The organism is Prevotella sp. DNF00663, from assembly GCF_001553265.1.
Classification (GTDB): Bacteria; Bacteroidota; Bacteroidia; order Bacteroidales; family Bacteroidaceae; genus Prevotella.
In genome coordinates this window covers 13752-40597 of the sequence record NZ_KQ960659.1, presented here as the reverse complement: position 1 = coordinate 40597, position 26846 = coordinate 13752, and the positions used below count along the sequence as shown (strand labels likewise).

The 26846-nt window shown below is 45.2% G+C and carries 16 protein-coding genes and 1 tRNA gene; 11 read left to right on the top strand and 6 right to left on the bottom strand.

Features of this window, described 5'->3' with window-relative positions; translation table 11 throughout:
- Window positions 1-6 precede the first annotated feature (6 nt).
- Window positions 7-507: a hypothetical protein gene (locus HMPREF3034_RS10405; RefSeq protein WP_156431112.1), complete on the top strand. Its 501-nt coding sequence runs from the start codon at window positions 7-9 to the stop codon at window positions 505-507.
- Complete coding sequence (locus tag HMPREF3034_RS10400) at window positions 500-913, top strand: hypothetical protein (protein ID WP_156431111.1); 414 nt, start codon at window positions 500-502, stop codon at window positions 911-913. The genes HMPREF3034_RS10405 and HMPREF3034_RS10400 overlap by 8 nt, the downstream gene beginning before the upstream one ends.
- A gap of 60 nt (window positions 914-973) precedes the next feature.
- Here the strand turns inward: HMPREF3034_RS10400 and HMPREF3034_RS10395 are convergent, their stop codons facing one another.
- Together HMPREF3034_RS10395 and hepC are read right to left on the bottom strand one after the other, a co-directional pair.
- Entirely contained in the window at window positions 974-2227 is a 1254-nt protein-coding gene (locus HMPREF3034_RS10395; RefSeq protein WP_062435383.1) for a glycoside hydrolase family 88 protein, read from the bottom strand.
- Window positions 2228-2252: 25 nt separating this feature from the next.
- The gene (hepC, locus tag HMPREF3034_RS10390; protein WP_231725671.1) at window positions 2253-4211 is read right to left on the bottom strand and encodes a heparin-sulfate lyase HepC; all 1959 of its coding nucleotides are present in this window, start codon (window positions 4209-4211) and stop codon (window positions 2253-2255) included.
- A gap of 253 nt (window positions 4212-4464) precedes the next feature.
- Here hepC and HMPREF3034_RS10385 point away from each other — a divergent pair, with 253 nt between their 5' ends.
- From HMPREF3034_RS10385 to HMPREF3034_RS10360, 6 genes are all read left to right on the top strand, one after another.
- Window positions 4465-5829 carry a sulfatase family protein gene (locus HMPREF3034_RS10385; RefSeq protein ID WP_052052882.1) on the top strand — a complete coding sequence of 455 codons (1365 nt, stop codon included), beginning with the start codon at window positions 4465-4467 and terminating at the stop codon, window positions 5827-5829.
- Window positions 5830-5933: 104 nt separating this feature from the next.
- Window positions 5934-8552, top strand: a complete 2619-nt coding sequence (locus tag HMPREF3034_RS10380) for a DUF4962 domain-containing protein (protein WP_231725670.1) — start codon at window positions 5934-5936, stop codon at window positions 8550-8552.
- 3 nt (window positions 8553-8555) lie between these two features.
- Entirely contained in the window at window positions 8556-10721 is a 2166-nt protein-coding gene (locus HMPREF3034_RS10375; RefSeq protein WP_231725669.1) for an alginate lyase family protein, read from the top strand.
- 9 nt (window positions 10722-10730) lie between these two features.
- Window positions 10731-12881: a surface glycan-binding family protein gene (locus HMPREF3034_RS10370; protein WP_062435377.1), complete on the top strand. Its 2151-nt coding sequence runs from the start codon at window positions 10731-10733 to the stop codon at window positions 12879-12881.
- A 41-nt stretch (window positions 12882-12922) separates the two neighbouring features.
- Entirely contained in the window at window positions 12923-16066 is a 3144-nt protein-coding gene (locus HMPREF3034_RS10365) for a SusC/RagA family TonB-linked outer membrane protein (RefSeq protein ID WP_062435374.1), read from the top strand.
- Between the two features lie 17 nt (window positions 16067-16083).
- Window positions 16084-17763 (top strand): RagB/SusD family nutrient uptake outer membrane protein, encoded by a 1680-nt coding sequence (locus tag HMPREF3034_RS10360; RefSeq protein ID WP_062435371.1) that lies wholly within the window; start codon window positions 16084-16086, stop codon window positions 17761-17763.
- On the opposite strand, the gene HMPREF3034_RS10355 is transcribed toward HMPREF3034_RS10360, so the two are convergent.
- Window positions 17732-21673, bottom strand: coding sequence for a hybrid sensor histidine kinase/response regulator transcription factor (locus HMPREF3034_RS10355; protein ID WP_082721767.1), 3942 nt, complete (start codon window positions 21671-21673; stop codon window positions 17732-17734). The two genes, HMPREF3034_RS10360 and HMPREF3034_RS10355, sit on opposite strands and share 32 nt — an antisense overlap.
- Window positions 21674-21948: 275 nt before the next feature.
- On the opposite strand from HMPREF3034_RS10355, the gene HMPREF3034_RS10350 reads away from it, so the two are divergent.
- Window positions 21949-23112 carry a hypothetical protein gene (locus tag HMPREF3034_RS10350; RefSeq protein WP_062435365.1) on the top strand — a complete coding sequence of 388 codons (1164 nt, stop codon included), beginning with the start codon at window positions 21949-21951 and terminating at the stop codon, window positions 23110-23112.
- A 197-nt stretch (window positions 23113-23309) separates the two neighbouring features.
- Here the strand turns inward: HMPREF3034_RS10350 and HMPREF3034_RS10345 are convergent.
- The 3 genes from HMPREF3034_RS10345 to HMPREF3034_RS10335 all read right to left on the bottom strand — a co-directional run bounded on the left by HMPREF3034_RS10345 (window position 23310) and on the right by HMPREF3034_RS10335 (window position 25162).
- Window positions 23310-23382 (bottom strand) — tRNA-Lys (locus HMPREF3034_RS10345).
- A 71-nt stretch (window positions 23383-23453) separates the two neighbouring features.
- Entirely contained in the window at window positions 23454-24569 is a 1116-nt protein-coding gene (locus HMPREF3034_RS10340; RefSeq protein ID WP_036896704.1) for an AI-2E family transporter, read from the bottom strand.
- Between the two features lie 5 nt (window positions 24570-24574).
- Window positions 24575-25162 (bottom strand): thymidine kinase, encoded by a 588-nt coding sequence (locus tag HMPREF3034_RS10335; RefSeq protein WP_036896703.1) that lies wholly within the window; start codon window positions 25160-25162, stop codon window positions 24575-24577.
- A 93-nt stretch (window positions 25163-25255) separates the two neighbouring features.
- On the opposite strand from HMPREF3034_RS10335, the gene rsmI reads away from it, so the two are divergent.
- Window positions 25256-25954, top strand: a complete 699-nt coding sequence (gene rsmI / locus HMPREF3034_RS10330) for a 16S rRNA (cytidine(1402)-2'-O)-methyltransferase (RefSeq protein ID WP_062435362.1) — start codon at window positions 25256-25258, stop codon at window positions 25952-25954.
- A 5-nt stretch (window positions 25955-25959) separates the two neighbouring features.
- Window positions 25960-26814 (top strand): Cbp1 family collagen-binding glycoprotein adhesin, encoded by an 855-nt coding sequence (locus HMPREF3034_RS10325; RefSeq protein WP_036896701.1) that lies wholly within the window; start codon window positions 25960-25962, stop codon window positions 26812-26814.
- Window positions 26815-26846: the final 32 nt, after the last annotated feature.

Below are 26846 nucleotides of genomic sequence, written 5' to 3'. Positions count from 1 at the left end.
AGAAAGATGAAAGATTCTAAATTCAGTTTGAAAAGATTGATGATGGCCTTTGTGGTCGTTATCTTATCTAGTTGTGGTGGGAGTGAAGGTGTTGAGCCGGATGTTCCTACACCACCAACTCCTCAGCCAACGGTAGTGGAGCGTGAACTCACCATAACGGTAGAGCGTGATACGCTAGATGCTCCTACGCCTACGACCAAGGCACTTTCCCGTACACTTCTTACAGAGAAAGCTGACGGCATTGAATGTCTGTGGGTCAAAACCGATAAGGTGCTTGCTTATAATATTACTTCCTCGGCTGTTTTCAGTAGAGCTCTTGCGGTCATTAATCTAGATGGTGAATCTACAGATACTCAAGGTCGCAAGGTTGCACTTAGAGGGATGGGAAGTTGTAACGAGCACGATTGGATAGCATTGTCTTATCCTTATCCTAATGGAGGAAGTGTGATGCAGGCTGATAAGGTGTTGAATCTGAGTTTGGAAGGGCAAGAAATGGGGAGTGGGTAATTTGATGTATTATGATGACTCATGGGGATTGGCTGAGGAACAATGGCAATTTTATAACTATAAAATAGTGTATCCCGATAAGATTACTCTTAAGAATACCGAACAGTTGGAACCTGTTGACGAGACAGGCAATAAGATGCACGACCACTTCAATTGGGGCGTAGTAGGAGAGAAATCACTCACGTGGGGAGATGATAACTACGCTACGAAAGCTTCGGGAGCAATAAGTGGTAAGATGTATTTGGATCGTGCTTGCACTCAAGAGACAAAAGATTTCGGTCAAGCTAAGTATGGCGATGTGGCTTATTGGGCAACAAAGGGAAAGTATCGCATGCCGACTGAACAAGAGATGCGTGAACTTACTGCGGCCGGATACATCTCAAATAAGTGCAATACCACCATATAAAGTACAGGGGGAGTAGGAGGATTATCCTCTCACTCCCCCTGTATGATTAAAGAGCGGTTGTTATTTCTTAATATCGATGTAGCGCTTTAAAGCTTCTAGATAGTAGTAATCGGCGTAGTTGATAGGTGTGTCGATTTCCGAACCGTTGGGCAGTGACCCTACGGAGTGCATGAGGATAAAGCCGTTGTTGGTACCTTTAGCAGCTAAATATTGCGGAGACGACAGATTGCGCAGAATCTTTTGGGCGTAGTCCAAATATTTTTTGCCTGTTGGTGCCAGCCTGCTGAGTTCTATGAGAGCTGACGCTGTGATGGCAGCTGCCGATACATCGCGCGGTGTATTGGGCAAGGTCGGAGCGTCGTAGTCCCAATATGGGATGTTGTCAGAGGTCTTTACGCGCTGCATAATCATGTCGGCTATGTTCACGGCTTGCTTTAAAAACACGTTGTTGCGCGTTTCTCTGTAGCAAGCTGTATAGCCATATACGCCCCATGCTTGTCCTCTAGCCCATGCCGAGTTGTCGGCTTTGCCTTGGAATGTACATTGTTTCTCCACGCTACCGTCGGCATTGTAGCTTACCACATGGAACGAGGTGAAATCCGGACGGAAGTGATGTTTGATAGTCGTAAGTGCATGCTTGATGGCTATGTCGCGGTATTTGTTGTTGCCGGTGAGCTTACTTGCGTTGAACAGCAGGTCTAGATTCATCATGTTATCGATGATGACGGGGAAGTTCCATGTACCGAAATCCCATGAGCGGATGCATCCTATGCGTGGGTCGAAACGCTTACAGAGGTTGTCGGCCGTCTCTATGATGACGGCTTTGATGGTGTCGTTGTGGGTCAATCTCAGCGCATTGCCATAACTACAGTTTATCATGAAGCCTATGTCGTGGGTTTGGGTGTAGTGGCGTATGGGGTTGAGCATGGTGGTGAATCGTTCCGCTTGGGTTTTCAACTTGCCATTTTGGGTCAACTCGTAAGCATACCATAGCGAGCCGGGATAGAATCCGCTGGTCCAATCGTAGATGTCGCAAGTGCGTAAAGTGCCCACTTTTTCGGTCGGAGTCTGTTTCACTAGTTCACGAGCAAAGGCTGTGCTGTCTGCTTCCATCTGCTTCTCAAGGAAAGCTATGTCGTATCTACGCCACGACGAACGGGGCATCGTGTTAGGTGTGTGAATCGTTTTTGCGGTGTATAGTAACTGATGGGTGGCGGTGCGTAGAGCATTGTCCACCCATTTTTCGTTTTGTTTATTGGCACCTATCGAGTAAGTTGATACTAATAAGCAAGCCGATATAATTTGTAGTTTCATGATGAATAAGAGTTTTTTAAGCTGTTTACCACTGGAGTTGACGTTTCTTTCCGTCAATATTGATATTGATTTTGAGTGATTTCTCGCTCGCTTCCACGATGTCGGCTTTGAAAGATTTCACTGCTCCTTGTTCTTGACAAGGATATACGAGCGTCACGAAGCGCACGGGAGCATCACTCTGTTTCTCTGTTCTGAAGCTGATAGCGGGGCGTGCTGTCTTATGTCTGTAGGCCAGCGAGTACCAACCTTCTTCTTGAATTGTTTTGAAAGGTTGTGAGCCAATAGCCTGTATCACCATGTTGCTCCGGCCATCATAGCAGGTGGCTACGCGGTGTTGAGCCTCATCGACAGCCAGTTTGCCATCGCCGGGGAGGAAGTGTACGTCTATCATTCCCCTTGCTTTACCCAGTGCTTCGTCTACTATTACAAAGTAAGTCTGATCTACGAAGAACACCGTGCGCCTATGCCGTAGGTCTTTGTAGCTGGGATTCTCTGTTACGAGTGTCTGTATTTGTCCGTCGGGTTGCCACAATATGGTCTTCGATTGGGTAGTTTCTAGGTTTTGGTTGTTCAGTGTCAACGTGTTGTGAACGGCCGTTTGGCGGAACCAGTCGCGTTGTTTTTGCACAATACTGTCGCCGGCGTAGATGTAAGAGCCGCTATCGGGGAAGAGATTTCGCCCGTTATACCATATATCAAATGTGCCATTGTCGGGCTGACAATGCCATTCTCCCTTCGGTCCGGCTTTGACAACCATCACTGTGGCATCCTGTTTCCAGCTGTTTCTGAATACGAAGAAGCCCGATTTGAGGAATCCTTTCGAGAGATAGGGTGGCAGTTCGCCTTTCTTTCCCTCCGAAGCGAAGTAAGCTATCTGTTTGTTTTTGGGGAACAGTTTTGCCCATGCTCGGTAGTCTTTGATGACTTCTTTGTAGTTTGTAAGTTTGGCATCGCTGAAGCACGGGTTCGAGTAATCGGGGAAACAGATGTTACTATACATCTCAATCATCTTTTCCACAGTGTCTATATATGATTGTGGGATGACCTGTTGCAGATGATTTGCTTGTGCTATTTCGATGGCACGGCAGAAGATATTGATACATGCCAAATGATAATGGGGGTCTAACTCGAACTGTCCACCGTCGTCGTACACCTGCATATGTATTTCTTTGTTCAGTATGTCTATGCCCTCTGTCTGCCACCGCTTGGCCTCTTTGAATTCTGGGAAGAATGTTCCTGCAAAGAAGATGCGTTGTGCTTCGAAGAGCAAATGGTTTCCCCGTCCCGAATAGTTGCGCGTGATGTGCACGGCATGTCGGTGATAATTGTCGAGGAACAAGGTCAGAAATTCGGGTGTGAAAGCCGGTGAGTTGAGGAAAAGTACAAACTGGTGTATCTGGTCTTGCAGTCTATGGCTCACCTCCAGAGGACGCCATGCAAACCGAACGTTTTCCTTTTGTTGGTCTGAGAGTTTGATATTGTCCTCGTACACTTTCTTCTGAATATTTAGAAGTGGATTTTTTGCAATCCAGTCGGCATACTGGAGAGCCCACTCTTTGGCATAGTTCACGTTGCGAGTGGTCTGATATGCTTTGCCCATAGGAGTGAACCATTTGTGCCGATGCAACTGCCATCTCAGCTCATTGTCTTTTACCGGCCAGTATTGCCAGTTAATATCCTTACCATAATTAAATGAAGGTTGGTATCCATCGTGTACATAGAAAGTATGGTCGAGTGCTTCCTGCGCCCATTTACGTTCCTTGTCGCTGAGCTTTATTTTGGATAAATCTATGTCGGGATCGGTTATCCCTTGGCGCGACCGATAGTATTTGAGCAGTTCTTTAGCCGCTCCTTTCATATTCTTCTTTTGATAGTATGCCTTTACTTTCTCCAGTCCGGGATAGTCAAGATTGAGCTCTTGAAATACCTCTTCGGTGACATGGTCGACATTTCCCGCCCATGCTGCCCGGATACCGACGCTCATCAATAGCAAAAGCGATACACCGAATGTTCTTAATTTCATAGTTGCGAATGTTTTTGATGGTTACTTTTATGTTTAGGCAAAGATAGCTTAAAAGCCTCGTTTATATCAACTCATTTGTTGAAAACAATGTCAGTTTTGTGCAGTAATAGCCCTATTATAGGCATTTTTGCACGATATTGTTAATTGTTTGTACAATATTGCTAGTGTGAACGGAATGCTTTGTGTACTTTCGCTACATAGTAATACCATGCCTATGAAAGCAAGAATCATCATCTGTTCATTGACTGTGACATTGCCTTTATTGTCTATGGCGCAGAAACGTCCTAATATTCTCTACATCATGACCGATCAACAAGCGGCCATGGCCATGTCGTGTATGGGCAATCCTTACGTCAATACTCCCCACATGGACCGTTTGGCAGCCCGTGGTATGATGTTTGTCAATGCCTATTGTGCATTCCCTTTGAGTGGTCCCTCGCGTGCTTCGATGTTCACCGGTTACATGCCTAGCGAGGTAGGGATGCAAGAAAACGGTAAACCCTTGCCCGATTCATTGTGCCAAGAGACCTTGGGTACGGTGTTAAGAAGTGGCGGCTACGAGTGTGCTTACGCCGGTAAGTGGCATGTCAATACGAATGAACTGCCTGCAAAAGAGGCCTTTGGCTTCGATAAGTTGCATGGACATGATGACAAAGGGCTGGCTGAGGCTTGTGTTTCATTCCTGCGTCGTAAGCATGATAAGCCATTCTTTTTGGTGGCTTCGTTTAATAATCCCCATGGTATATGTGAGTTTGCTCGCGGACAGAATCCTCCGGCCGGTCGTATAGAGGAACGAAAGGCCGATGACCGACCACCTTTGCCGGCCAATTTTACACGGAATCCTTACGATGCTTCGGCTTTGACATACGAGAAAAAGTTTAGTCTAAAAATGTATCCTACGGCCGATTACACCCCTGATGATTGGCGTAATTACTTGGATGCTTACTACCAATTGGTGGAGAACGTGGATGCCGAGATCGGTAAGATAGTCGACGAACTGGACCGACAACGTCTGTGGGACAATACGTTGGTGGTGTTTACCAGCGACCATGGCGACGGTTGTGCAGCTCATCAGTGGAATCAGAAGACGGCACTCTACGAGAATGTGGCCAGCATTCCATTGATAGTGTGTATGCCTCGTGGTAAAAATCGTGGTAAGGTAATGACGCAATTAGTCAACAACGGTGAAGACCTAATGCCCACCCTGTGCGATTTTGCCGGTATAGCCATGCCCAAAGGGCGCAGTGGAAAGAGTTGGCGTGTAGCCTTGGAGCGCGGAGATAGCAGCGTGACGATTCATCCTTACGTCGTGACGGAGACCAATTTCGCTCAGACGGCAGGCACATTGGGCTGGATGGTGCGCACTCCTCGATATAAGTATGTGATGTATGATACCGGTAAAAACCGCGAGCAATTATTCGATATGTCGAACGATAGGGGCGAGATGATCAATCTTGCTGTGACATCAAAATACCGAGATGTGTTGCGGGCACATAGGCGGATGTTGGCTGAATGGATGCAAAAACATCCGTCGGGAGCTACACGTTTGAAGGCAAAATGGTTGCCCACAGACCGATAAAGGTATACAGGCATGTTGCTGCAAGGCCTTGGCAGCATCGCTGAAAAGGCTCGACAGCAACGCTGCCTGATTGAGACAACATTGCTGCCAAGCCGCAGCAGCACATGAAGAATGAATCTATGATGAAAAGCAAAAGAATATATATCGCAGTATTAGGGCTGTGTTTGATGGCACTCGGTGTAGCAAGAGTGCAGGCACAGACGCGCGTTGTGCTTGGTGATGTGACGTTGATGCACGAGATGAGAGCAACACCATCGCCTGCCGATGGCGCTGAAATCACGAATCGGGCAGTGGCTTTCCAATGGCCTTTGCCTGTGGAAGAACCTGTAGAGACAGGGTTGGACGGGCTAGAGAGCGACCGCCCGGTTTCTAAGAGGGCCTTTACCTATAAAATAAGGTACGCGCGTAAGAGTACTTTTCCTAGTGGTGAGACCACAGAACACACCACGAAATATCCCTTTTACAATACCGAGAAGACCTTGGCACGTGGTACGTGGTATTGGCAATACGGCTACGTGGAAGGAAAGAAAGTGCGTTGGAGCAAGACGTTGCGAGTGGTCATGAATCCCACAGTCGATTATTTCTGTCCGCCATCTGTCGAGACTTTGCTATCTAAGCTACCTGCGATGCATCCTCGCGTGTTGGTGTTGAAAGATGAGTGGAAGCAGTTGCGCAACCGCAAAGACATGCCCGAATACCGATGGTATTGTAAACGAGCCGAACGAGTGATGCAAGGTCAAATGCAACAGATAGAGGATATACGTACCAACCGGCTGAAACATCTGAAGAACGAGATGCAGATGAAAGCCTATCTGACGCGTGAAAGTCGTCGTATCATCGACAAGGAGGAAACTAATTGCAACGCATTGATGCGCGCCTACCTATTGACGAAGAATACGGCCTATGCTCATGAGGCTGTGAAACGTATTTTGGTGATGATGGATTGGGACAAGAATCCCAATGTGAAGGGCGATTTTAATGATGCTACCTTACTTTCGCTGGCTTCAACAGGGTATGATTCGTTTTACGATTTGCTTACAACTGCCGAGAAAAACAAGTTGCGCGAGGTTATTTGTGCGAAGGCTAGAAAGATGTATAAGCACGACCAAAACCGATTGGAAAATCATATTGCCGACAACCATGTGTGGCAGATGACACTTCGTATCTTGACCATGGCTGCCGTGAGTGTGTATGGTGAGAAACCCGAAGCAACCGAATGGTTGCGTTATTGCTACGGTGTGTGGGTGACACGGATGCCGGGGTTGAATGGCGATGGAGCATGGCATAATGGCGATTCTTATTTCACGGTGAATACTCGCACGCTCATAGAGTTGCCCTATTTTTATAGTAAGATTACCGGCTTCGATTTCTTTGCTGACCCTTGGTATCGAGGTAATGTCTATTATACAATGTATCAGCAGCCGCCTTTCTCTAAATCGGGTGGTAATGGTAGCTCTCATCAGAAGAAACTGAAGCCCGCTGGGGCTCGAATAGGCTATTTGGACGCCTTGGCTCGTTTAACGAATAACGGCTATGCTGCCGATTTCGTGCGTCGGACGGTACGTGAAGACTCCACCATATTAAAAGAAGCGTTCGGTGGAAAGTCGGCCGACTTGTCGTGGTTCCGCCTGCTTTGTCATCGCCCTTTGCCTGTTGGAGACGGCTTGGACAAGTTGCCGCTGAGCTATATTTTCCCTGAATCGGGGCTGGCTTCGGGCATGACCGATTGGAACGACTATCGGCAGAATGCTATGTGGAGCTTCCGTTCCAGTCCGTATGGGTCTACCTCGCATGCACTGGCCAATCAGAATGCATGGAATACATTCTATGGTGGCGAGTCGTTGTTTTATAGCAGTGGACACCATGTGGCGTTTGTCGACCCGCATAGTATTTATTGTCATCGTGGTACACGCGCCCATAACACCATTTTGGTTGATGGGATGGGACAGCGCATCGGTACGGAAGGCTATGGATGGATGCCTCGTTGGTATGACGGCACAGAGGTGTCTTATGTGCTAGGCGATGCATCTAACGCCTATGGCGAGGTAGTCTCGGAATTGTGGAAGAACCGTGCTGCGGTGGCCGATGTACACTTCGATGAGGCTCACGGATGGGGCAAGAACCATCTGAAGACCTATCGGAGACATTTGGTGAGTTTGGGGCGTACAGGCATTATCTTCATCTATGACGAGTTGGAAGCCGACCAACCTGTGGAATGGAGCTATCTGTTACATGCTGTTTTAGAGCCTATTACGGTGGAACAACGACCGGATGGAGTGAAAATATCTACTTCAAACATCCACGGTATCAGCGATGCTTACCTTTTCTCTTCGAGTAAAGTGACTACCAACGTCACCGACCAATTCTTCTATGAACCTGTAAGTTGGTTGCGAGCCGATGAGAAAGGAAAAATGGAAACCTATCGCAACCATTGGCATTTTACGGCTAAAACAGTCAAGACACGACAGTACCGGTTTGCCACCATTGTAGATACACATGCCAAGACAGCCGTGCCGAGAAAAATAACGATGGGCGATGACGGCACATGGGAGATAGGAGAGTGGCGCATTAAGTTCTCTCTAGATGCTCAAAAGTCCGGCTCATTCTGTGTATATACGCGCGATGGAAGAGCCAAGGTGGAATATCGAGGCGAAGAAACACTGGTCAAGGACAATCAGATACGGAAGACCTTGGTAGATGTGGTGCCGGAATTGGAGATATGAAAAATGACTATAAATAAAATAACCATCATGAAACACTTCACGTTTTATCCTATTATGGCATTGTGTATAGGGGCATCTATCAGTGTAGGATGCTCTAACGACACTTTGAGTACGACAGAAAAACAAGTGGTAGACTTAGTATCTTACCCGGATTCTGTGGCGTCCGATTCGGTAGATAAAGCCTTATTTGAGGTTTTAAACCTAGACTATCCCGGACTGGAAAAAGTAAAAGAACAGTATGTACAAAGGCAGTATTACCATGCAGCTTGCGAACTATTGACCTATTATCGCAATCGAGCTAACGTGGTAAATCCTAACATCGACCTGATGACACCGACCATCTCTCCGGCCGAACAAAACATGGCCGACCAAGCATTGCAGCATCGTTTCTATATTCGTAACTTCAAAGAGAGTACGGCAAATGGTGTAGATACCTACTATTCTTTCGTCAACAATGGGAAGATAGATTGGGAAACGCTGGCAGCTACGATGCCCGATCAGGAATTTAAAAACCAGTTGCATCGTCATCAATGGATGCCGGCATTAGCTAAAGCCTACAGAGTGACGGGCGACGAGAAGTATCTTGAGTCGTGGAAAGCCACTTATCGAGCATGGATGGCGCAATATCCCAATCCCCAAGCTCGCCCTGCCGATAAAGACGTAGCATGGGTTGGACTCCAACCTACCGAACGAGTAAGGGACAGAATGGATATATTGCCCTACTTCATACAGTCGATGAAGTTTGGCGCCGGATGGTTGACCACTGTTTTGCGAGCTTTCCATGATGAGGTGGAAATCATCAGATTGGGCTATTATAACGACGGAAGCAATATCAGACTGTCTCAGGCTAAGTCGGTTGCTACAGCCGGATTGTTGATGCCGGAGTTTAAGAAATCGGCCGAATGGTTGAAAGAAGGCGCTGCAATGGTGAGCGACGAGTTGAGTAATCAGTTCAATGACGATGGTGTACAAAACGAACTTGACCCCAGTTATCATATCTCTGCTATCAGCGACTTCAATGCTATGTATAAGCTTGCACAGGTGAATAATCGTCTGGATGTGTTCTCGTCGAGCTATGCGAGTAGGATGAAAAATGCAGTACGGTTTGTATGCGACTTGATATTCCCCAATTATTCGTTAGACAACTTCAACGATACGCGCAACTCATCGTATACCAAGAACGTGATATTAAAGAATCTTCGCGTCTATGCCGATATGTATCCGGAGGATTCGGAAATACAATGGTTGGCGACGGAAGGGCGTCAAGGGACGATGCCTACCCGCTTGGTGAGCACTTATGCTACGTCGGGTTATTATATGTTGCGTAACGGATGGAAGTCCGATGCTACCATGATGGTATTGAAAAACAATGCCAATCCCAATAACAAATGGCATTGCCAGCCCGATAACGGCACGTTCTGCATCTATAAGAATGGTCGGAACTTCTTCCCCGATGCAGGTGTGTACTCTTATGGTGGCACCTATGAGAGTAATGTGGCTCGTAACTCTTATGCAGCTACGAAGATGCATAACACGATGACCGATTTGAGTGCGGTAATAGGTAAAGGCTATATGAACGGCAAAATGCTGAAGAACGAGCAGCAAGCTCAGGCACAGTTGTTGGTCACAGAGAACAAATCGTACAAAAATCTGACGCATCGTAGAGCTGTGTTTTTCGTAGAAAACCGATTCTTTGTGATAGTAGATGAGGGTTATGGAGATGGGAATAAGGATAAAATCAACCTGAATTTCCATCTAGCAACAGGTAAGGGAGCCGAAACAACACTGGTAGACGACTTGTCGGCTCAGCATGTTTATGGTGCACATACGGCCTTCGGAGATAATAACAATATGCTTATTCGCACATTTGCGGAGACAAACCAAGACTTTGGATATGCAAACCTTACTTCTCCTTATTCCAATAAATTGGGCGAGGTGAATGGTAGTAGAATCGGTTATCAATATACAATCAGGAAGCCGGAAAAGGGAGCTGCACGCTTTATTACCGTGATTTGCCCGTTCGGTTCGGCTGCTGACTACGCAAAACAGACTGTAGAAGCACGGTTTACCGATAACCCGAAAGAGGCAGCAGGTACTTTCCACGCCGGTGGAGCGTCGGTAGAAGTGAATGTAAACGGAAAAGTATATCAATTGACATACACGCTTTAAAGTTAGACTATGATACGAAGAATAAAATGTATGACGGAAACATTCCTATGCACACTGATAGTGTTGCTCAGTGGAATGATGGTAGTTTCGTGTTCGGAAGAAACTGTAGACAGTGGTAAATTCCAACTTTACTATTCGGATGTTACCGATATAGGGCCTTCGATGAGCATGACGCTCTATGCACCTACGTATATTGGAGCGAAACCTTACGACTTTGAGATAACGCGCGTCATGCTTGATGGCGCGGCAGTACAGACCGAAAGCTTTGGCATAGACAAGGAGACGGGCGCCATTATTATTGCCAATACCAGCCAGTTAGCTATTGGTAATTATGCATTGAGCGTAGCTTGTAAATCGGCTGGGAAACACTATGCGTTTGAAGATATTGTACACGTGAATATGATGCGTACGGTACCGGAGGGCATTGTGGCTACACCTAATAAGATAGATGTGAAGTATGAGGATGTATTATCGAAGAGTATATCAGATTTACCCACCTCTGCTATAACTACAGATGGAAACCATATCCATATCACGAAGTATGTTGTGGCCAATGTACGACACGAAGGTGAACTGGTAGAGAATGATGAACTGTTTGCCGTATCGGATGCCGGAGTGGTGTCTTTTGGTAATAAACATCAAAATTTGAAGCCCGGTAAATATGTCATTGATATGAAGTTGACGACAGCAGTGGTCGATGCGGAATCGACCGAGGGACTGTTTGCCAACGCTATAGAGGTGAATGTTGCGTCCAAACCGTTGTCGCTAGCCTATGATCCGAACTTCAGTAAGGTGGAACAAGGCACCGAAGAACCGACTAAGACGGTAATTCCGGTAATGGTAGGCTCGCGCGAAGGATTGAAATATAGCGTGAAGTCGGTCGTTCCGGCCAATGCGCCTGTCAGCATAGATGCCACGACGGGCGAGTTGACGTTGGCAAAGAACAGCTTAGCGGTGGGAACAGAGTGTAAGGTTGCGGTCACTGTGACCAATGCGTATGGCTCTACCGACTTCGCACAAGCCTATACTTTCACCATTGTTCCTCTGATTCATGCTATTACGAAGTTTGCTTATGAGCCCACAGTAGAACTGATTGAAGGTGCGGCATTGACCCAAAAGGTGAAAGCTATTGCTGGCGATGAGGTGAAATATTCGTTTAAGGACTTGCCTACTGCGTTGGTCGGAAAGTTGAATATCAATGCCCAAACAGGAGAAATTACTGCCGATAAAGGCAATGGTATAGCTCAAGGAAATTATACAATCAACGTGGTGGCAGAGAATCCAAAGGGAAGTATGACGGCAACGTTCACTTTGAAGGTCATCAAAAATAAATATCTCTTCACCTATGTACATTGGGGAAACAACATCGGATTGTCTCCGGTGCGTAATTATGCGAGCCAATATCGCATTAAATCGGCTGCTCCGCTGGTGATGAAAGTGCAGTCGACCGATATTCAGAGTGGTGTAGAGGCTGAGTATAGTATTGATACTAAGAATTCGTCGACAACAGATGTGACTATTGATTCGCATACCGGTGAGATTACGTTCAATAAGTGGCAAGGCGGTAAAGTGTTCATGGTGCTGGTTGTTACCACTACCGGTAAGGGCACATCGGCCGAGGTTACAGTGAAGACACCGGTGTTTGTACATTGCTCGAAAGCTGTGAAAGGTGTGTCGGTAGATTATACTCCGTTTGTATTACAGGTGAATCCGCGTACTGGTGGAATCTCTAATGCCCCCACGGTAAGCGGAGGTAAGCAGGGTAAGTTCTTGATGGACTATCGTCGTTCGTTCAATTACTATAATATAGGTGGACCTGCTTCGCATGTGACAGGCGTATTGAAGGGCGGTGTTACCAACACGTTCATGTATGCGATGTGGAAAAACTATTACGGTAGTGCGGCTGTGAATGCCGGTGCTCGTAAGCCTGTGTCGTACTATGATAATCAAGGTGCGCTGAACACAACGCTGTGTTATGTGGACGCAACGAAGGATTGTGCAGTCCAAGTAAATGCAAACAAGTGGATCGTTGACCAAGAATATGCCAACGGGGTGTTCATCGGGCAGATGACGTTTACCAACGATGGCAATGTAGGTAGCGTGGCTAAGGGTAGTCAGATATTCCCATTGGCTATCTGGTTTGATACCAATTTCAAATAGGATTGGCACTGAATACTAATGAAAATAATTGCAGAAGAAATATGAGAAAGATAATTCTAGATATGAAAAAGAAGAGCGTCTTGATGATATTGTTGCTTTTGGTAGGCGCAATAAGTGCTTTCGCCCAATCCGGCGTGAAAGGTACAGTGGTCGATGAAGACGGCGAACCATTGATAGGTGTTACCGTAAGGGCTAAGTCGGGAGCTGGTGGTACCATTACGGATATTGATGGTAAGTTTACGATACCGAAAGTGAAGAGCAAGGTTTTTGTGTTTTCATATATCGGATATAAGAATGTAGAGATGCGTCTTACCTCTGAAAAGGACTATCGTATCGTGATGCAGAGCAACAATGCGACGTTGAACGAGGTGGTAGTAGTGGGCTATGGTAATATGAAGCGCAGCGATATTACAGGTTCCATAACCAGTGTTAACGAGCAAAAAATCCAAAACTTCAAGACCGGTTCGGTAGTAGAGGCGTTGGGAGGACAGATGGCCGGCGTGCAAGTAACGGCTGCTGATGGTACTCCCGGTTCGGGTTTTGATATAAAGATTCGTGGTGTCGGTACCGTGAATGGTGATTCTTCACCGCTGTTTATCGTCGATGGGTTTGAGGTAAGCAATATTGATTACCTTGCTAACTCAGACATAGAGTCTATTGATGTGTTGAAAGATGCGTCGGCATCGGCTATCTATGGTGCCAGAGCAGCCAATGGTGTGGTGCTGGTAAAGACGAAATCGGGAAAGCAAGGGCGTCCGGTCATTGCTTATAATGGTTCGTTTAGTCTGCGTTCAATCTCAAAACATTTGGACTTGTTAGATCCTTATGAGTTTGCAAAACTACAGATGGAGATTAACCCTACGAAGTATGCAGGCACTTATTATAAGGAAGGAAACGACGCAGATGGTAATCCTTATCGCTACCAGTCGTTGGATGATTATCTTCATGTGTCCGGTATCGACTGGCAGAAAGAAGCATTTAAGTCTACTTGGTCGCAGAATCATGACTTCAGTATATCCGGAGGTAGTAAGGATTCTCAGTATTCTGTCTTGTTCTCTCATTTCGATGAAGACGGTATTTTCACCAATAGTAGTTTTCAGAAGAATACCGGTAAGTTGCGTTTGAAGCAGAATATCAACAAGAGCATCAACATGGATGCTACCATCAATTACTCCAATTCGGTGAAAAAAGGTATCGGTACGGCCGGCACGGGTGGTACATTGAACGTGCTGTCTAATCTGCTTCGTGCTCGTCCTACGGGTGGCTTGCAAGTTACCGATGAGGAATTGCTCACCTCGGTGTTCGACCCTTTGTTGCTTCAAGAGAACGATAGTTACTCCCAAATCAACCCTATCAAACAGTCGGAGGCTGTTAATAATCGTGTACAGGCAGAATTGTGGGGAGCCAATTTAGCTTTCAATGTGCGACTGATGAAAGGTTTGACTTTGAGAAGTGCGGCTACTTACAATGTCACCAATACGCGTACCGATTTGTTTTATGGCGAGAATTCCAGCCAAGCTTATCGTGGTGGAGGCACGTATGGTTCTACTCAGATGCAGAAAGACTTACGTTGGTCTACCAATAATACCCTAACCTATAAGACCATCTTGGCCAAGAAACATCATTTAGATGCGATGTTGGGACATGAATTTTCTTTCCGTAGCAATGAGTATCTTCTAGGACAAGCCAAGGATTTCCCCTTTGAGAATCTAGGAAACGACAATCTTGGTTTGGGAGCAACGCCTAGTCAGGTGGCTACTAACCGCTATGAAAAGAAACTACTATCTTTCTTTGCGCGAGCTAACTACAACTTCGACAATCGTTATTTGCTCACAGCAACTGTCCGTGCCGATGGTTCTACGGTGTTTGCCAAGAACCATAAGTGGGGCTATTTCCCCTCGTTCTCAGCAGCATGGCGTGTTTCTGAGGAGAAGTTTATGAAGAATGTGAAGCCTATTTCTAACTTGAAACTGCGTTTGGGTTGGGGTACTGTGGGCAACGATCGTATCTCTAATTACCTCTCTATGGACCTCTATACAGAGAGTAAGTATGGTGTTGGCAACAAGATGGTAACTGTGCTTACCCCGAAACAGTTGGCTAATATGAACTTGAAGTGGGAAGGTCAGTCGACATTGAATGCCGGAATAGACCTTGGCTTGTTTGATAGTAGAGTGAATCTATCGGCCGATTTCTATGTCAAAAATACCAAAGACCTGCTTTTAGCACAGAATTTAGCTTATGTAACCGGCTTTGAATCGCAGTGGCAGAACATTGGTAAGGTTCAGAACAAGGGCTTGGAATTGAACTTGAATACCGTCAATATTCGTAGCAAGAAGTTCATGTGGCAGACCGATATCAATGTGTCTTTCGTTAAAAATACCTTGAAGTCGTTGCAAGACGGTACACTGTCGATGTATTCAGCTACTCGTTTCAACTCCAATTTCAGCAGCTACGACTATGTAGCGATGGTAGGTGAGTCGCTTGGTAAGATTTATGGCTATCAGTTTGATGGCGTTTATCAGATGTCCGACTTCAATCTTACGCCATCGGGAACGATGACCTTGAAGCCCGGTGTGGCTGATATTAGCAAGCATGCCGGTCGACAAGTGGTTCCCGGCATGGTGAAATATAAGGATATTGATGGCAATGGAGTCATTGATACTGCCGACCGTACCGTTATTGGTAATGGTTATCCCACATGGTATGGCGGTATTACCAACACCTTTAACTATGCAGGTTTCGATCTGAGTATCCTCTTCCAATTCAGTTGTGGTAACGATGTGTATAATGCCACTCGTATGTTTAATACGCAAACTCAGGACGAACGCAGCAACCAATTGGCTGAAACGGCCGACCGATGGACGCCTACCCATGCTTCTAACATGGTTCCGTCGGCCAAAGGCTATGTGAAGAACGAACTCTATTCACGCTTTGTTGAAGATGGCTCTTACCTAAGATTGAAGAATATTACACTCGGTTACACCGTCCCATCTCAGCTCATCCGCAAGTGGCATTTGAGCAAAATGCGTGTTTATGGTACGGCTCAAAATCTCTTCTGCTTAACCAAATATAGTGGTTACGACCCCGAAGTGAACATGCGTAATAGTCCGTTGATGCCGGGATTTGATTGGGGAGCATATCCTAAGAGCCGTGTATTTACATTCGGTTTGGAAGTACAATTCTAATAAATAAACATAGTGTCATGAAGAAAAACATTTTTCGATATATTGCAAGTGGGCTTTTAGCTTTGATAGTACTAGGCTCATGCTCGCTCAATGAGCAGAACTTCACTGAGGTGGAAAAAGATAAATACGTGAATAGTGCGAAGGATGCCGAGAAAGTTTTGCTCGGTGTGTATCGCAGTATGACCAATGAGGGACTGTATAGATACCATCTGTCGTTGCTTTTTACACTGCCTACCGACTTGGCAAAATGCGAAGGTTCCAGTACCAACGGCTTTCGTTTGGTACCTGCCAATGCCTATACCAGCACACAAGACGAGGTGAGAGCTACGTGGAAAGAACTGTATTCGGCCATTTATAATGCCAACGACTTCTTGGAAAATCTGTCAAGTAAGGTCGATACTTATAATGATGTAGATAAGAAACTAGCCACTGTTTATATGGCCGAAGCTCGATGTCTGCGTGCCTTATATTATTTTGAGTTGTTACGTTGGTATGGACATATCACGCTGACAACGAAGACCAGTGCTTCGCAAGAAAGTCCTAAGACGTTCGAACAAACTGCTCCCGACAGTGTGTACCGATTTATCGAGGCCGATTTGAAGTATGCTGTGCAGAATTTACCGTACGCTTCTGACGACCAACTGCGCTCTGATAACTCTTTCCGTATGTCTAAAGGAGCTGCTTTAGGATTGTTGACGAAGGTGTATGCTACGTGGGCGGGGTATCCGGTACACGATGAAAGCAAGTGGGAAGAGGCTGCTAAGACGGCTAAGGTGTTGATAGAGTCGGGCAAACACCATCTGCTTACCGACTATGAACAGCTTTGGAAGAACACCTGTAATGGCAAGTGGGATTCTGCCGAAAGCCTTATTGAGGTGTCGTTCTATTCTCCTTCGATTACAGGACGTGGGACAGAAGATGCCAGTGGGCGTATCGGGAAGTGGAACGGTGTATCGGCTAGTGGTATCAAAGGTATTCGTAATGCAGCTAACTGGCGTGTCATACCTACTTTCTTAGGCTCTTGGCCGAATCATGCCAATGATAAGAGGTGGGCAATCTCGTTTGCCGACTATCGTTATACAGCTAAGGGCAAACAGACTTTGTCTAACCAAGGTACCTTTGAAGAGAGCTTTGCCGAAGATGCTAAAGACGAATTGAAGCGCTCGTATGCCAATAATATCTGTCCGGGTAAGTGGGATACCGAGAAGTATGTGGAAGAAAATAATTATCTGGTAGATGCCAATCTGTCGAATGTCAATTGGTATGTGCTGCGCTATGCCGACGTGTTGCTACTCTATGCTGAGGCTTTGAATGAATGGCATAAGCGTCCCACGGCTGAGGCCTACACCGCTATCAACATGGTACGTCGTCGTGGTTATGGATTGCCTGTGGCCACTCCAAGTAGTGTCTGCGATTTGTCGGGGTTGGATTATGCCTCGTTCCAGCAGGCTGTACGCGATGAGCGAGCTTACGAACTAGCCTTCGAAGGACAGCGCCGACAGGATCTTGTACGTTGGGGCATATACTATCAGAGTATCAAGAAGACCGAGCAGAACCTCGTCAATTGGTACAGTGAGGGTGCCACCTATTATATATGTTCGGAGTTTACACAAGAAGGCAAGCACGAATTGCTACCAATTCCACAGCGCGACTTAGACTTATTGCCTAAGTATCAGCAGAATCCGAAGTGGCAGTGACGTCTCTGTCGGCATACTCGGAAGGTAGACAATTGAAGCGAGATTTAAAACTTGCAGTGAAATAGGAGGGAGTATTGAACCCTGTCATATAGGCGATTTCACTGATGCTGTACCTTCTACTACGTAGTAGTTCGCAAGCTTTCTTGAATTTTACGCGCTTGATGAACTCATTGGTAGATTCGCCTATTAAGGCCTTCATCTTGAGATGAAGATTCGATCTACTCATAAGCATCTCACGGGCAAACCTCTCTGTAGAGAAGTCGCTGTCGGTGAGATGCTTTTCTACTATCTCCAGCGCACTCTTCAAGAAGTCTTGGTCTATCGGATTGACGGCTATCTCTTGAGGCTGTATGTTTACTTTGCCCTTGTAATGTTCAATAGCTAGATGGCGTGTACGTAGTATATTGTGAATCTTACTCTTGAGTATCGACATGGAGAAGGGTTTGGGCATATAGTCGTCGGCGCCTAGTTTGAGACCCTCTAACTGCTCGCTTTGCTCGGTTTTTGCCGATAAAATGATGACCGGAATGTGGCAAGTCTCTATCGTTTGTTTTACATGTTTGCAGAATTCCAAGCCATCCATCAGAGGCATCATCACGTCGGTGACGATGAGTTGGGGCTGTTCGGTTGTCAATAAACTTAAAGCTTCTTGTCCGTTCTCAGCCGTCAAGATACGGTATTGTGGGGCTAGCGAGCTTCTGATATATTCTCTAATATCGTCATTGTCTTCCACTATCATGATGGTTTCGGCATTTTCTGAAACAGCCGTTTGGGCTTGAGTAGTGGTAATAACTTTCTCATTCTCTTGGTAGTCTTCTGCCCTATAAGGCAATAAAACGGTGAACCGACTGCCTTCTCCTTGTTTGCTTTCGACCGTAATCTCGCCATGGTGCAGCGTGCAGAGATGCTTCACGAGCGAAAGTCCGATACCTGTTCCGGCATGGTCTCTATCTGTTTGGTAGAATCGCTCGAATATTTTGGTTTGATGTTCGGGTGCGATTCCTTCGCCGGTATCTGCTACAGAGAGTACCATATATTTGTCTTCGACATTTCCTATTAAGCTAATTGTTTGTCCACGTGTGGTATGCTTGAAAGCATTAGAGAGTAGATTGTTTATTATAATGTCGATAAAATTGGGGTCGCAATATGTTTCTTTGGGCAAATTCTCTATATCTATTTGATAGTCTATGCCTAGTTTGGCAGCCTTCTTTCCGAACACTTCATACAATCTTGTCAATAGATTGGCCGGCGATATAGGCTTTACCTGCAATTGGAAATTACCGGTTTCGGCCTTTCGGTAGTCTAGTAGCTGGTTTACCAAGTGCAACAACCGATTGGTATTGGTATGTATCAGTTGTAATTGGTGCTGTTGCCATGGGTCGGTTGTGCGTTCTTGCAATTCTTGTAAGGGCGATGTTATCAAGGTCAGTGGCGTACGAAGCTCGTGAGAAATGTCGATAAAGAATTTATGTTTCATCTCGTTGACTTCGCTGATGCGCCTCTTTTCGGCTCGCTCCTGAGCCAACTGCATTTCCATCTTTTTCCTTTCTAACAGATAACGGAATATCATGATAGACGCCAGCGCTATCACAATGAGGCTTAATAGCCTAAACCACCACGTATGATACCAATGGGGTAAGACCTCGATTTCGAGCATATTCTTTGCCTTTCCCCATAGACCGTCGTTGTTGGCTACCTTTACTAATAATTGATAGGTGCCGTGAGGAAGGTTGGAATAGGATGCTATACGGCTCTTATTTCCTTGATGCCATTCACTTTCGTAGCCTTCCAGTTTGTAGGCAAATGTGTTGTGTGCACCGGCAATGAAGTTGGGTACGGAAAATTTAAAGGCCAACATGGATTGTCCGGGGGATAAAGTGATGGCATGGGTGCGTTCTATTTGCGTCTGTAATATGTGGGTCTTGTCGTTTGGAGTGACGACCGTATTAAACAGTCTGAGCTCGGTGAGTATAGGCTGTGGGGCATAATGATTGTTCGCAAAGTGCTGCGGATTAAATTTTGTAATGCCATTTACGCTGCCGAAATAGATGTCTCCGGTAGGGCTTTGATAGTAGGCATTGGGCAGAAACTGGTTGCTGGAGATGCCGTCGGCATTGGTAAAGTTTCTGAATTGATGGGTTTTGGTGTTCCAGCAACATAGGCCGTTGTCGGTACTAATCCATAAACTACCGCGCTTATCGACGACAACGCCGTAAACCATGTTGCTAGGCAGACCGCTGGCAACGGTGTATTGTTTGGTAGCCCCCGTAGCTATATTTACACAATAGAGTCCCCGTTGGGTACCCACCCACGCCTGTCGGTCGGTGAGGGTGATACTGTTAATGGCTACGTGGCGTAGTAGATGCTTCTGGTTTATGATACTATTCTCTCGTAGTGTGGCTTCCTTGGCATCGTAGACTATCAGTCCATTTTCGGCTCCGGTCCATAGACGGTTCATGCCGTCTTGTTCTATGACCCTGATTTTGCGTTGGGGTAGTTTGCCACCTGTGGCTGTGCGCACTTCTGAGAATTGATGGGTGAGGGTGTTGAAGTGTCTCAATCCGGTGAGTGTACCTAGTAGTAAGGTATGGGCATTGGTACCTTTGGTGATGGCATAGATACTGTTGTCGTCGGCATTTCCGGTATGTGTAGTGTAGACTTGAGTCTTATTGGTTATCGGGGTGACGATACACAACCCTCCTAATTGGGCTCCTACATAGATATTTCCGTTGGTAGGATGTATGTAGATGGATTTGATGTCGTTCGACCGTAATCCGTCTCGTGTTGTGATATAGTTGAAGGCGTGTTGCTGATAATCGTAGATAGCGATACCACCATTGGTCCCTAGCCACAGTCTTTGATGCGAATCTTGTGTTATAAAGCTGGTTATATTGTGGTTGTTGGCATCGATACTGCGATTGTGGCGTATCTTGGTGAATCGGTTCTTCTGTGGGTTGTAGTAGTTCAGACCACCAAAATAGGTACCTACCCACATACCTTTTTGATTGTCGCGCAATATGCATCTGACAGAGTTTTGCGATAGACTGCCTTCGTCGAATGAGTTGCTACCTATGTATTGCCATTTGTCTTGGGTGTCAACGATGTTCAGACCATTGACCGTTCCTATCCATAACTGTCCGTCACTATCTACTGACAGGCTGCGCACATAGTTGGAACATAGTGGTGAATTGCTCGCTGTAAAATGCCGTTCTTGCTTGTTTTGCAAGTCAATACAGTACAGACCTTCCCCCTCAGTTCCTATCCATAGCCGATTTTTGTGTAAAAACATGTCTTGTATATGCCGTCCCTGCCATTTGGCAAAATCCGATTTCCATACTTTCCGGGTCTGTGTGTTGAGCATATACAGCCCAGATACGGTTGCAATATATACTGTGTGGCCGGCTTGATACATACACGAAGTGTACGGCAGGTGGAGTTTCTGAATGAATTTTCGGCTTTGTGTATCAAACAGATACACGCCACCATTGTTGTTCACGATGAGTTTACTCTTGGCATATTGGCAAAGATGGCGTATGCTTCCACCTTTTGGAGCCTTGTAGTTTTCAAAGTATCCCTTGTCAACATTGTAGTGCGCCAAACCTGTTGCGGTTCCTATCCATAGTTGGTCTGTGCTGTCTATGAATAGGTTTTTGATGGCGTCGTCGCCAATACTATACTGATTGCTATCTGAATGGCGGAATACTTTAAACTCGTAACCGTCGTATCTATTGAGGCCTGCACTTGTGGCTACCCATAGAAATCCTCTCTTGTCTTGGGCAATATCAAATATGGTGCTTTGCGATAAGCCTTCGGTCAGCCCTATGTGGTAGAAATATAGTGGGGTGGAGGCTCGCATCCAAGACGAGAGACTAACGACAAATAGAGTGAATAAGAGTATCTGTTTTTTCATGTAATATACTGTATATAAGGTTACAAAAGTAGATAAAATAGATGAATCTTCCAACTTCGATAAGTAAAAAGGACAGGGTAACAAGGTTATACTGTTGTGTTATGGAGTGGTAGTATAGAGATATGATGTGGCCATATTCCCATACATGGTTTACTGCGCATGGTCTTTTCAGCTGTACATTCCTAAAAAGGTGATGATAGAATCATTTTGATTATTTTTCTTTTGCTATCTTTGCATATACTTCTGATATTATAAATATAAATGCAATACCATATATGTCTTCAGTATTTCGCCGACTGTTCTATATCATCTCATTTATATTAAAGGTGAGTGTCTGCTTTTACTTTATATCTATTGGTGGTATAGGTCCGGGTATCGTCGCTTTGTTTGTTGGTGGACTGATTCTCTGGATGGAGTATGCACCGAAATTTAAATTCGTAAGGTTGATAGAAAACTTGGCCGGTGAGCGGATAGGCCATAACGAAACAAGAAAAGAATATACGATTGATTCTATAAACTGTTCGTTTGAACTGATAGGTAAAGGAATAAAACGGAGTCAGGTGGTTTTCTCTGTCATGCAGCCTTTGAAGCGAAAGCATTGGAAAAACGATTTTGAAGAAATTTATGACAGCCTTGTAAAAGGATGGGATGAGCTAAAGATACATTACAAGTTTGATGCACAGGCTTTATGTTTACAACATTCCCATTCTCTTTCTGTCACGGTTATGGTGCCAATAAATGATGGCGAGGAAGTGATAGGGGGCACATTGACGGTTATTCGTGAGTTGATAAACAAATATCATTTGTTTGGAATAAAATCATTCTTGCGTTTCAATGATTATGATTTCAAGACTTATATATACCAAAAAGGAAACGTCATAGAGCATGCTTTCAAAACGGAATTTTCGTATGCTTATATTGTACAACATGCTGATGCTGCCGGGATGATAAAAAACATGATTCGGCAAGACTGCTTATATGAACGTATCACCGAGGAAGAGTATTGGAGAGATTTCAATCGATTTGCCTCTTTGCCTTTTGTTTTTGATAAAGTAGAATATGTCTATGATGACAAACATTATGGTAAGGCTGTTATTCTTTCTGCCAGCAGTCGTTGGTGGTGTTTGGTTTGTACATACAAGAAAGTGTTTTTCGCGCCGGATCAAAGTGGGTTTGATAAATTGGGTTCTTTGCATTGGAATATGAATAGAGTGGTCGAAGTACGCCTTTTATCAAAAGGTTTGCCCATGATGTTATGCGAGGATGGTTCGCTCATTGGTCTAGGGAAAGATGTTGATAGAGGAAATGTGGATTATTATATAGTTACTTGTACACCGGATGAGGACTATTATAGTCGGCACAAAGCTGATTTTGATGCTGCTCAAGAGATGCCAGAGATTGAGAAAGTACGAGGATATGATGAAAGTATGGTTAGATAATTACTGAAAGGAAACGCACTTTTAAGGGTTGTCGGATATGATAAAGTTATTATTTTTATATCCATCAAAGTCAGGAAAGGCACATCAAGGTTTGTGAGATGTATGATAATCCTATAAACTAACGAATTTGAAACACAAGTGTCTATGTATCAAACGTAAAAAGGGGATTCGTGAAGAATCCCCTTTTTCGTGCTTTGTGATCCGCATGGGGCTCGAACCCATGACCCCAACATTAAAAGTGTTGTGCTCTACCAGCTGAGCTAGCGGATCAAGACTTGATAGTCCTTAAAAGCGTGTGCAAAGGTAGTTAATTTTGTTGAGAAGAGAAAATAGAAGTTAAACTATTTATTCTCTTTTACATCTTTTAACGATATACCTGCGTCTTCAAGTCTTCCTTCTTCCTTTGTTACGTATCGTTGCCAGTAGGCTATAAGTAGGGTAGTGAGAGGTAGGGCTATAATTAATCCGATAAAACCGAGGATAGCACCCCAAATAGAGAGGGAGAGAAGCAGGATAGCAGGATTGAGTCCCATTGCCTTACCCATGATTTTGGGTGTTACTATCATATCGGTGATCACTTGAACGAGGCAGAATAATCCTATGGCAAGGCCGAAGATGACCCAAAAATTCTGTCCGGTATCAGCTGCTTTCAGCATGGCTAAAAAGGCAGTAGGGATGAGTGCGAAGGTATGTAAATAGGGTACTAGGTCGAGGATTCCTATAAGAATACCTAGACCGATGGCCATGGGGAAGTCTAAAATGGTGAATCCTATGCAGAACATAATGCCCATACAGAGAGCTACCATGCCTTGGCCACGGATATAATTGTTGAGTTCACGAGCTACGTCTTCGCTCAATGATTGCCAGAAAGGACGATTCTTCTCCGGAAATATACGAATCCAGTTGGTCGTCAGATATTCGTAATCCATGAGGATGAAGAACATGTAGAGCAGGGCGATGAGCGAGGCTATGATGCTAATCAAGATGCTAGCTGTTTGTCCTACAAGCGAGAAAACCTTGGGCATAGCCGTCTTTAGAGTTTCCGTGAAGTCGCTACTCTTGAAAAATGTCTCTATCGCTTCTTGATTTTCCTGCACCCAATGCGATATATAATTGGTGAGATTGTTGGTGTGTGCCGTCTTATGTGCCCAAAGACTGATAAAATCTCCCAGTTTATTAAACTGTTCAATCATGGGCGGAATAATCATATAGACTAAGAGACCGATAACCAACAGCACCACAAGCATGGTCAGTAGAATGGCTAATGCACGTACTTTGACGTGCAATTTATACTGGAAAAACTTAACCAGTGGATATAATAAATAGGCGAAAAGCCATGCAATAAAGAATGGCAGTAGTACACTACTGAGGTAGTTAACCATGTAGAGCACACCGATGATGAGCAGTCCTGTGCCTGTCCACCGGATGAATTTGTCGAATGTTATCTCCTTTCTCATTCAGTTTATATTGATACTTCTTCTTCCAAAGCTTTCTGATAGCAGTCACGACATAGCGGTTCGTACTTCTCTTGCTCGCCCAGCATGACGCGCTTATCGCTCTTCACCAGTCTATGACTGACGTAAGCCAAGGCTCCACACTTTACACAGATGGCGTGCACTTTGGTCACTTCATCGGCAATGGCACATAGAGCTGGAATCGGTCCGAAAGGTATTCCTTGATAATCCATGTCCAGTCCGGCTACGATAACTCGCACTCCTCGATTAGCCAATTGGTTGCAAACATTGACCAAACCATCGTCCAAGAATTGCGCTTCGTCGATACCTACCACGTCAATATCCTCTGCCAATAGCAGTATCGAACCCGAAGATTCGATGGGAGTAGACTTGATTACGTTTTTATCATGGCTCACTACGTCCTCTTCAGAATATCTCGTGTCCATCGCAGGTTTGAATATTTCTACTCTTTGATGGGCAAAGTTAGCTCGTCTCATGCGACGGATGAGTTCCTCTGTTTTACCTGAGAACATGGAACCGCACACCACTTCTATGCGTCCGGGACGGTGTGATTCCACTATCATATTGTTTGTCATATAGACGCAAAATTACGAAGACGTTTTAAAAATTGCAAAGAAACAGTGGCTTTTTTTGCGGTAATAGATTATTTAACTACATTTGTGACCAGTATGGGTATATTGTACATTGTGCCTACGCCTGTAGGAAACTTGGAAGATATGACAATGCGTGCGATCAGAATCTTGAAAGAGGTCGATCTCATTCTTGCCGAAGACACGCGTACGTCGGGCATTTTGTTGAAGCATTTCGACATCAAGAATCGACTCATGTCACATCATAAGTTCAACGAGCATGGCACAGCCGATGGAATTGTAGAGCGACTCAAGACTGGGCAAAACGTGGCTCTCATTAGCGATGCGGGCACACCGGGCATCAGCGACCCCGGATTTTATTTGGCTCGCGAGGCTGCTAATGCCGGCATAGAGGTACAAACGCTTCCCGGGCCAACGGCTTGTATACCGGCTATCGTGTCATCGGGATTGCCTTGCGACCGCTTCTGTTTTGAAGGATTTCTACCGCAGAAGAAAGGTAGGCAGACACGTTTACTCTCATTACAGGCCGAGACGCGTACGATGGTGTTCTATGAATCGCCCTATCGATTGCTCAAGACGTTACAGCAATTCGCAGAGTTCTTCGGTGAAGAGCGACAGGTGAGTGTGGCACGAGAAATATCCAAAGTACACGAAGAGCACGTACGTGGCTCTTTAAAAGAGGTAATAGAGCATTTCACAGTTACAGAACCACGAGGTGAAATCGTGATAGTATTGGCTGGAGCAGATGCAAAAGCAAATAAAAAAACAAAGGAATAAATAATATGAAACAGTTTTTGTTGTTAGTAGCAGGCGCATTTATGTTGACGCTGACGGGGTGCAAACAGGGTAAACCGCAGTCGGGTCTCGCCGATATGGCACAAACCGATTCACTTCAGAGAATCATTGCTCAGAAAGATGATGAGGTGAATGATATGATGGCAACGCTGAATGAGATTCAGGAAGGATTCCGCGAAATCAATGAGGCAGAAAATAGAGTCAGCATTGTCAAGGATGGTGAGGGTGCTAACAAATCTCAACAGATTCGTGAGAACATCCAGTTTATCTCTCAGACTATGAAGCGTAACCGCGAACTCATTGCTAAATTGCGTAATCAGGTGAGTCAAAGTAGTATGCAGGGTACGCAGATGCAGAGTACAATAGAGAATTTGGTGAAGCAGTTGGATGAGAAAGATCAACAGTTGCAACAGCTTAGAGCCGAACTCGATGCAAAGGATATTCACATCTCAGAGCTTGATGAGACCATCAATAACCTTAATACGAATGTGAACAACTTGGCTTCTGAGAGTAATTCTAAGAGCCAGACCATCAGCGCACAAGACAAGCAACTCAACACGGCTTGGTATGTTTTCGGTACGAAGAAAGAGTTGAAAGAGCAGCGTATTCTCGATGATGGTAAGGTATTACAGGCCAATTTCAACAAGAGTTACTTCACTAAGATTGATATTCGTGTAGACAACACCATCAAACTGTATAGCAAGTCGGCTAAGGTTATGACCACTCATCCGTCTAGCAGTTACACTTTGACCACGGATGCTAATAAGCAATACGTGTTACGTATCACGAATCCTAATCTCTTCTGGAGTACAAGTAAGTATCTTGTCATTCTAGTTAAGTAAATCGTATTAACAGATATTATGCCCGGTAAACC

Excerpts from the sequence above, each read along its gene's own strand:
- HMPREF3034_RS10405 (WP_156431112.1), top strand. The coding sequence starts at position 7 with ATGAAAGATTCTAAATTCAGTTTGAAAAGATTGATGATGGCCTTTGTG.
- HMPREF3034_RS10395 (WP_062435383.1), bottom strand. The coding sequence starts at position 2,227 with ATGAAACTACAAATTATATCGGCTTGCTTATTAGTATCAACTTACTCG.
- hepC (WP_231725671.1), bottom strand. The coding sequence starts at position 4,211 with ATGAGCGTCGGTATCCGGGCAGCATGGGCGGGAAATGTCGACCATGTC.
- HMPREF3034_RS10385 (WP_052052882.1), top strand. The coding sequence starts at position 4,465 with ATGAAAGCAAGAATCATCATCTGTTCATTGACTGTGACATTGCCTTTA.
- HMPREF3034_RS10380 (WP_231725670.1), top strand. The coding sequence starts at position 5,934 with ATGAAGAATGAATCTATGATGAAAAGCAAAAGAATATATATCGCAGTA.
- HMPREF3034_RS10375 (WP_231725669.1), top strand. The coding sequence starts at position 8,556 with ATGACTATAAATAAAATAACCATCATGAAACACTTCACGTTTTATCCT.
- HMPREF3034_RS10370 (WP_062435377.1), top strand. The coding sequence starts at position 10,731 with ATGATACGAAGAATAAAATGTATGACGGAAACATTCCTATGCACACTG.
- HMPREF3034_RS10365 (WP_062435374.1), top strand. The coding sequence starts at position 12,923 with ATGAGAAAGATAATTCTAGATATGAAAAAGAAGAGCGTCTTGATGATA.
- HMPREF3034_RS10360 (WP_062435371.1), top strand. The coding sequence starts at position 16,084 with ATGAAGAAAAACATTTTTCGATATATTGCAAGTGGGCTTTTAGCTTTG.
- HMPREF3034_RS10355 (WP_082721767.1), bottom strand. The coding sequence starts at position 21,673 with ATGAAAAAACAGATACTCTTATTCACTCTATTTGTCGTTAGTCTCTCG.
- HMPREF3034_RS10350 (WP_062435365.1), top strand. The coding sequence starts at position 21,949 with ATGTCTTCAGTATTTCGCCGACTGTTCTATATCATCTCATTTATATTA.
- HMPREF3034_RS10340 (WP_036896704.1), bottom strand. The coding sequence starts at position 24,569 with ATGAGAAAGGAGATAACATTCGACAAATTCATCCGGTGGACAGGCACA.
- HMPREF3034_RS10335 (WP_036896703.1), bottom strand. The coding sequence starts at position 25,162 with ATGACAAACAATATGATAGTGGAATCACACCGTCCCGGACGCATAGAA.
- rsmI (WP_062435362.1), top strand. The coding sequence starts at position 25,256 with ATGGGTATATTGTACATTGTGCCTACGCCTGTAGGAAACTTGGAAGAT.
- HMPREF3034_RS10325 (WP_036896701.1), top strand. The coding sequence starts at position 25,960 with ATGAAACAGTTTTTGTTGTTAGTAGCAGGCGCATTTATGTTGACGCTG.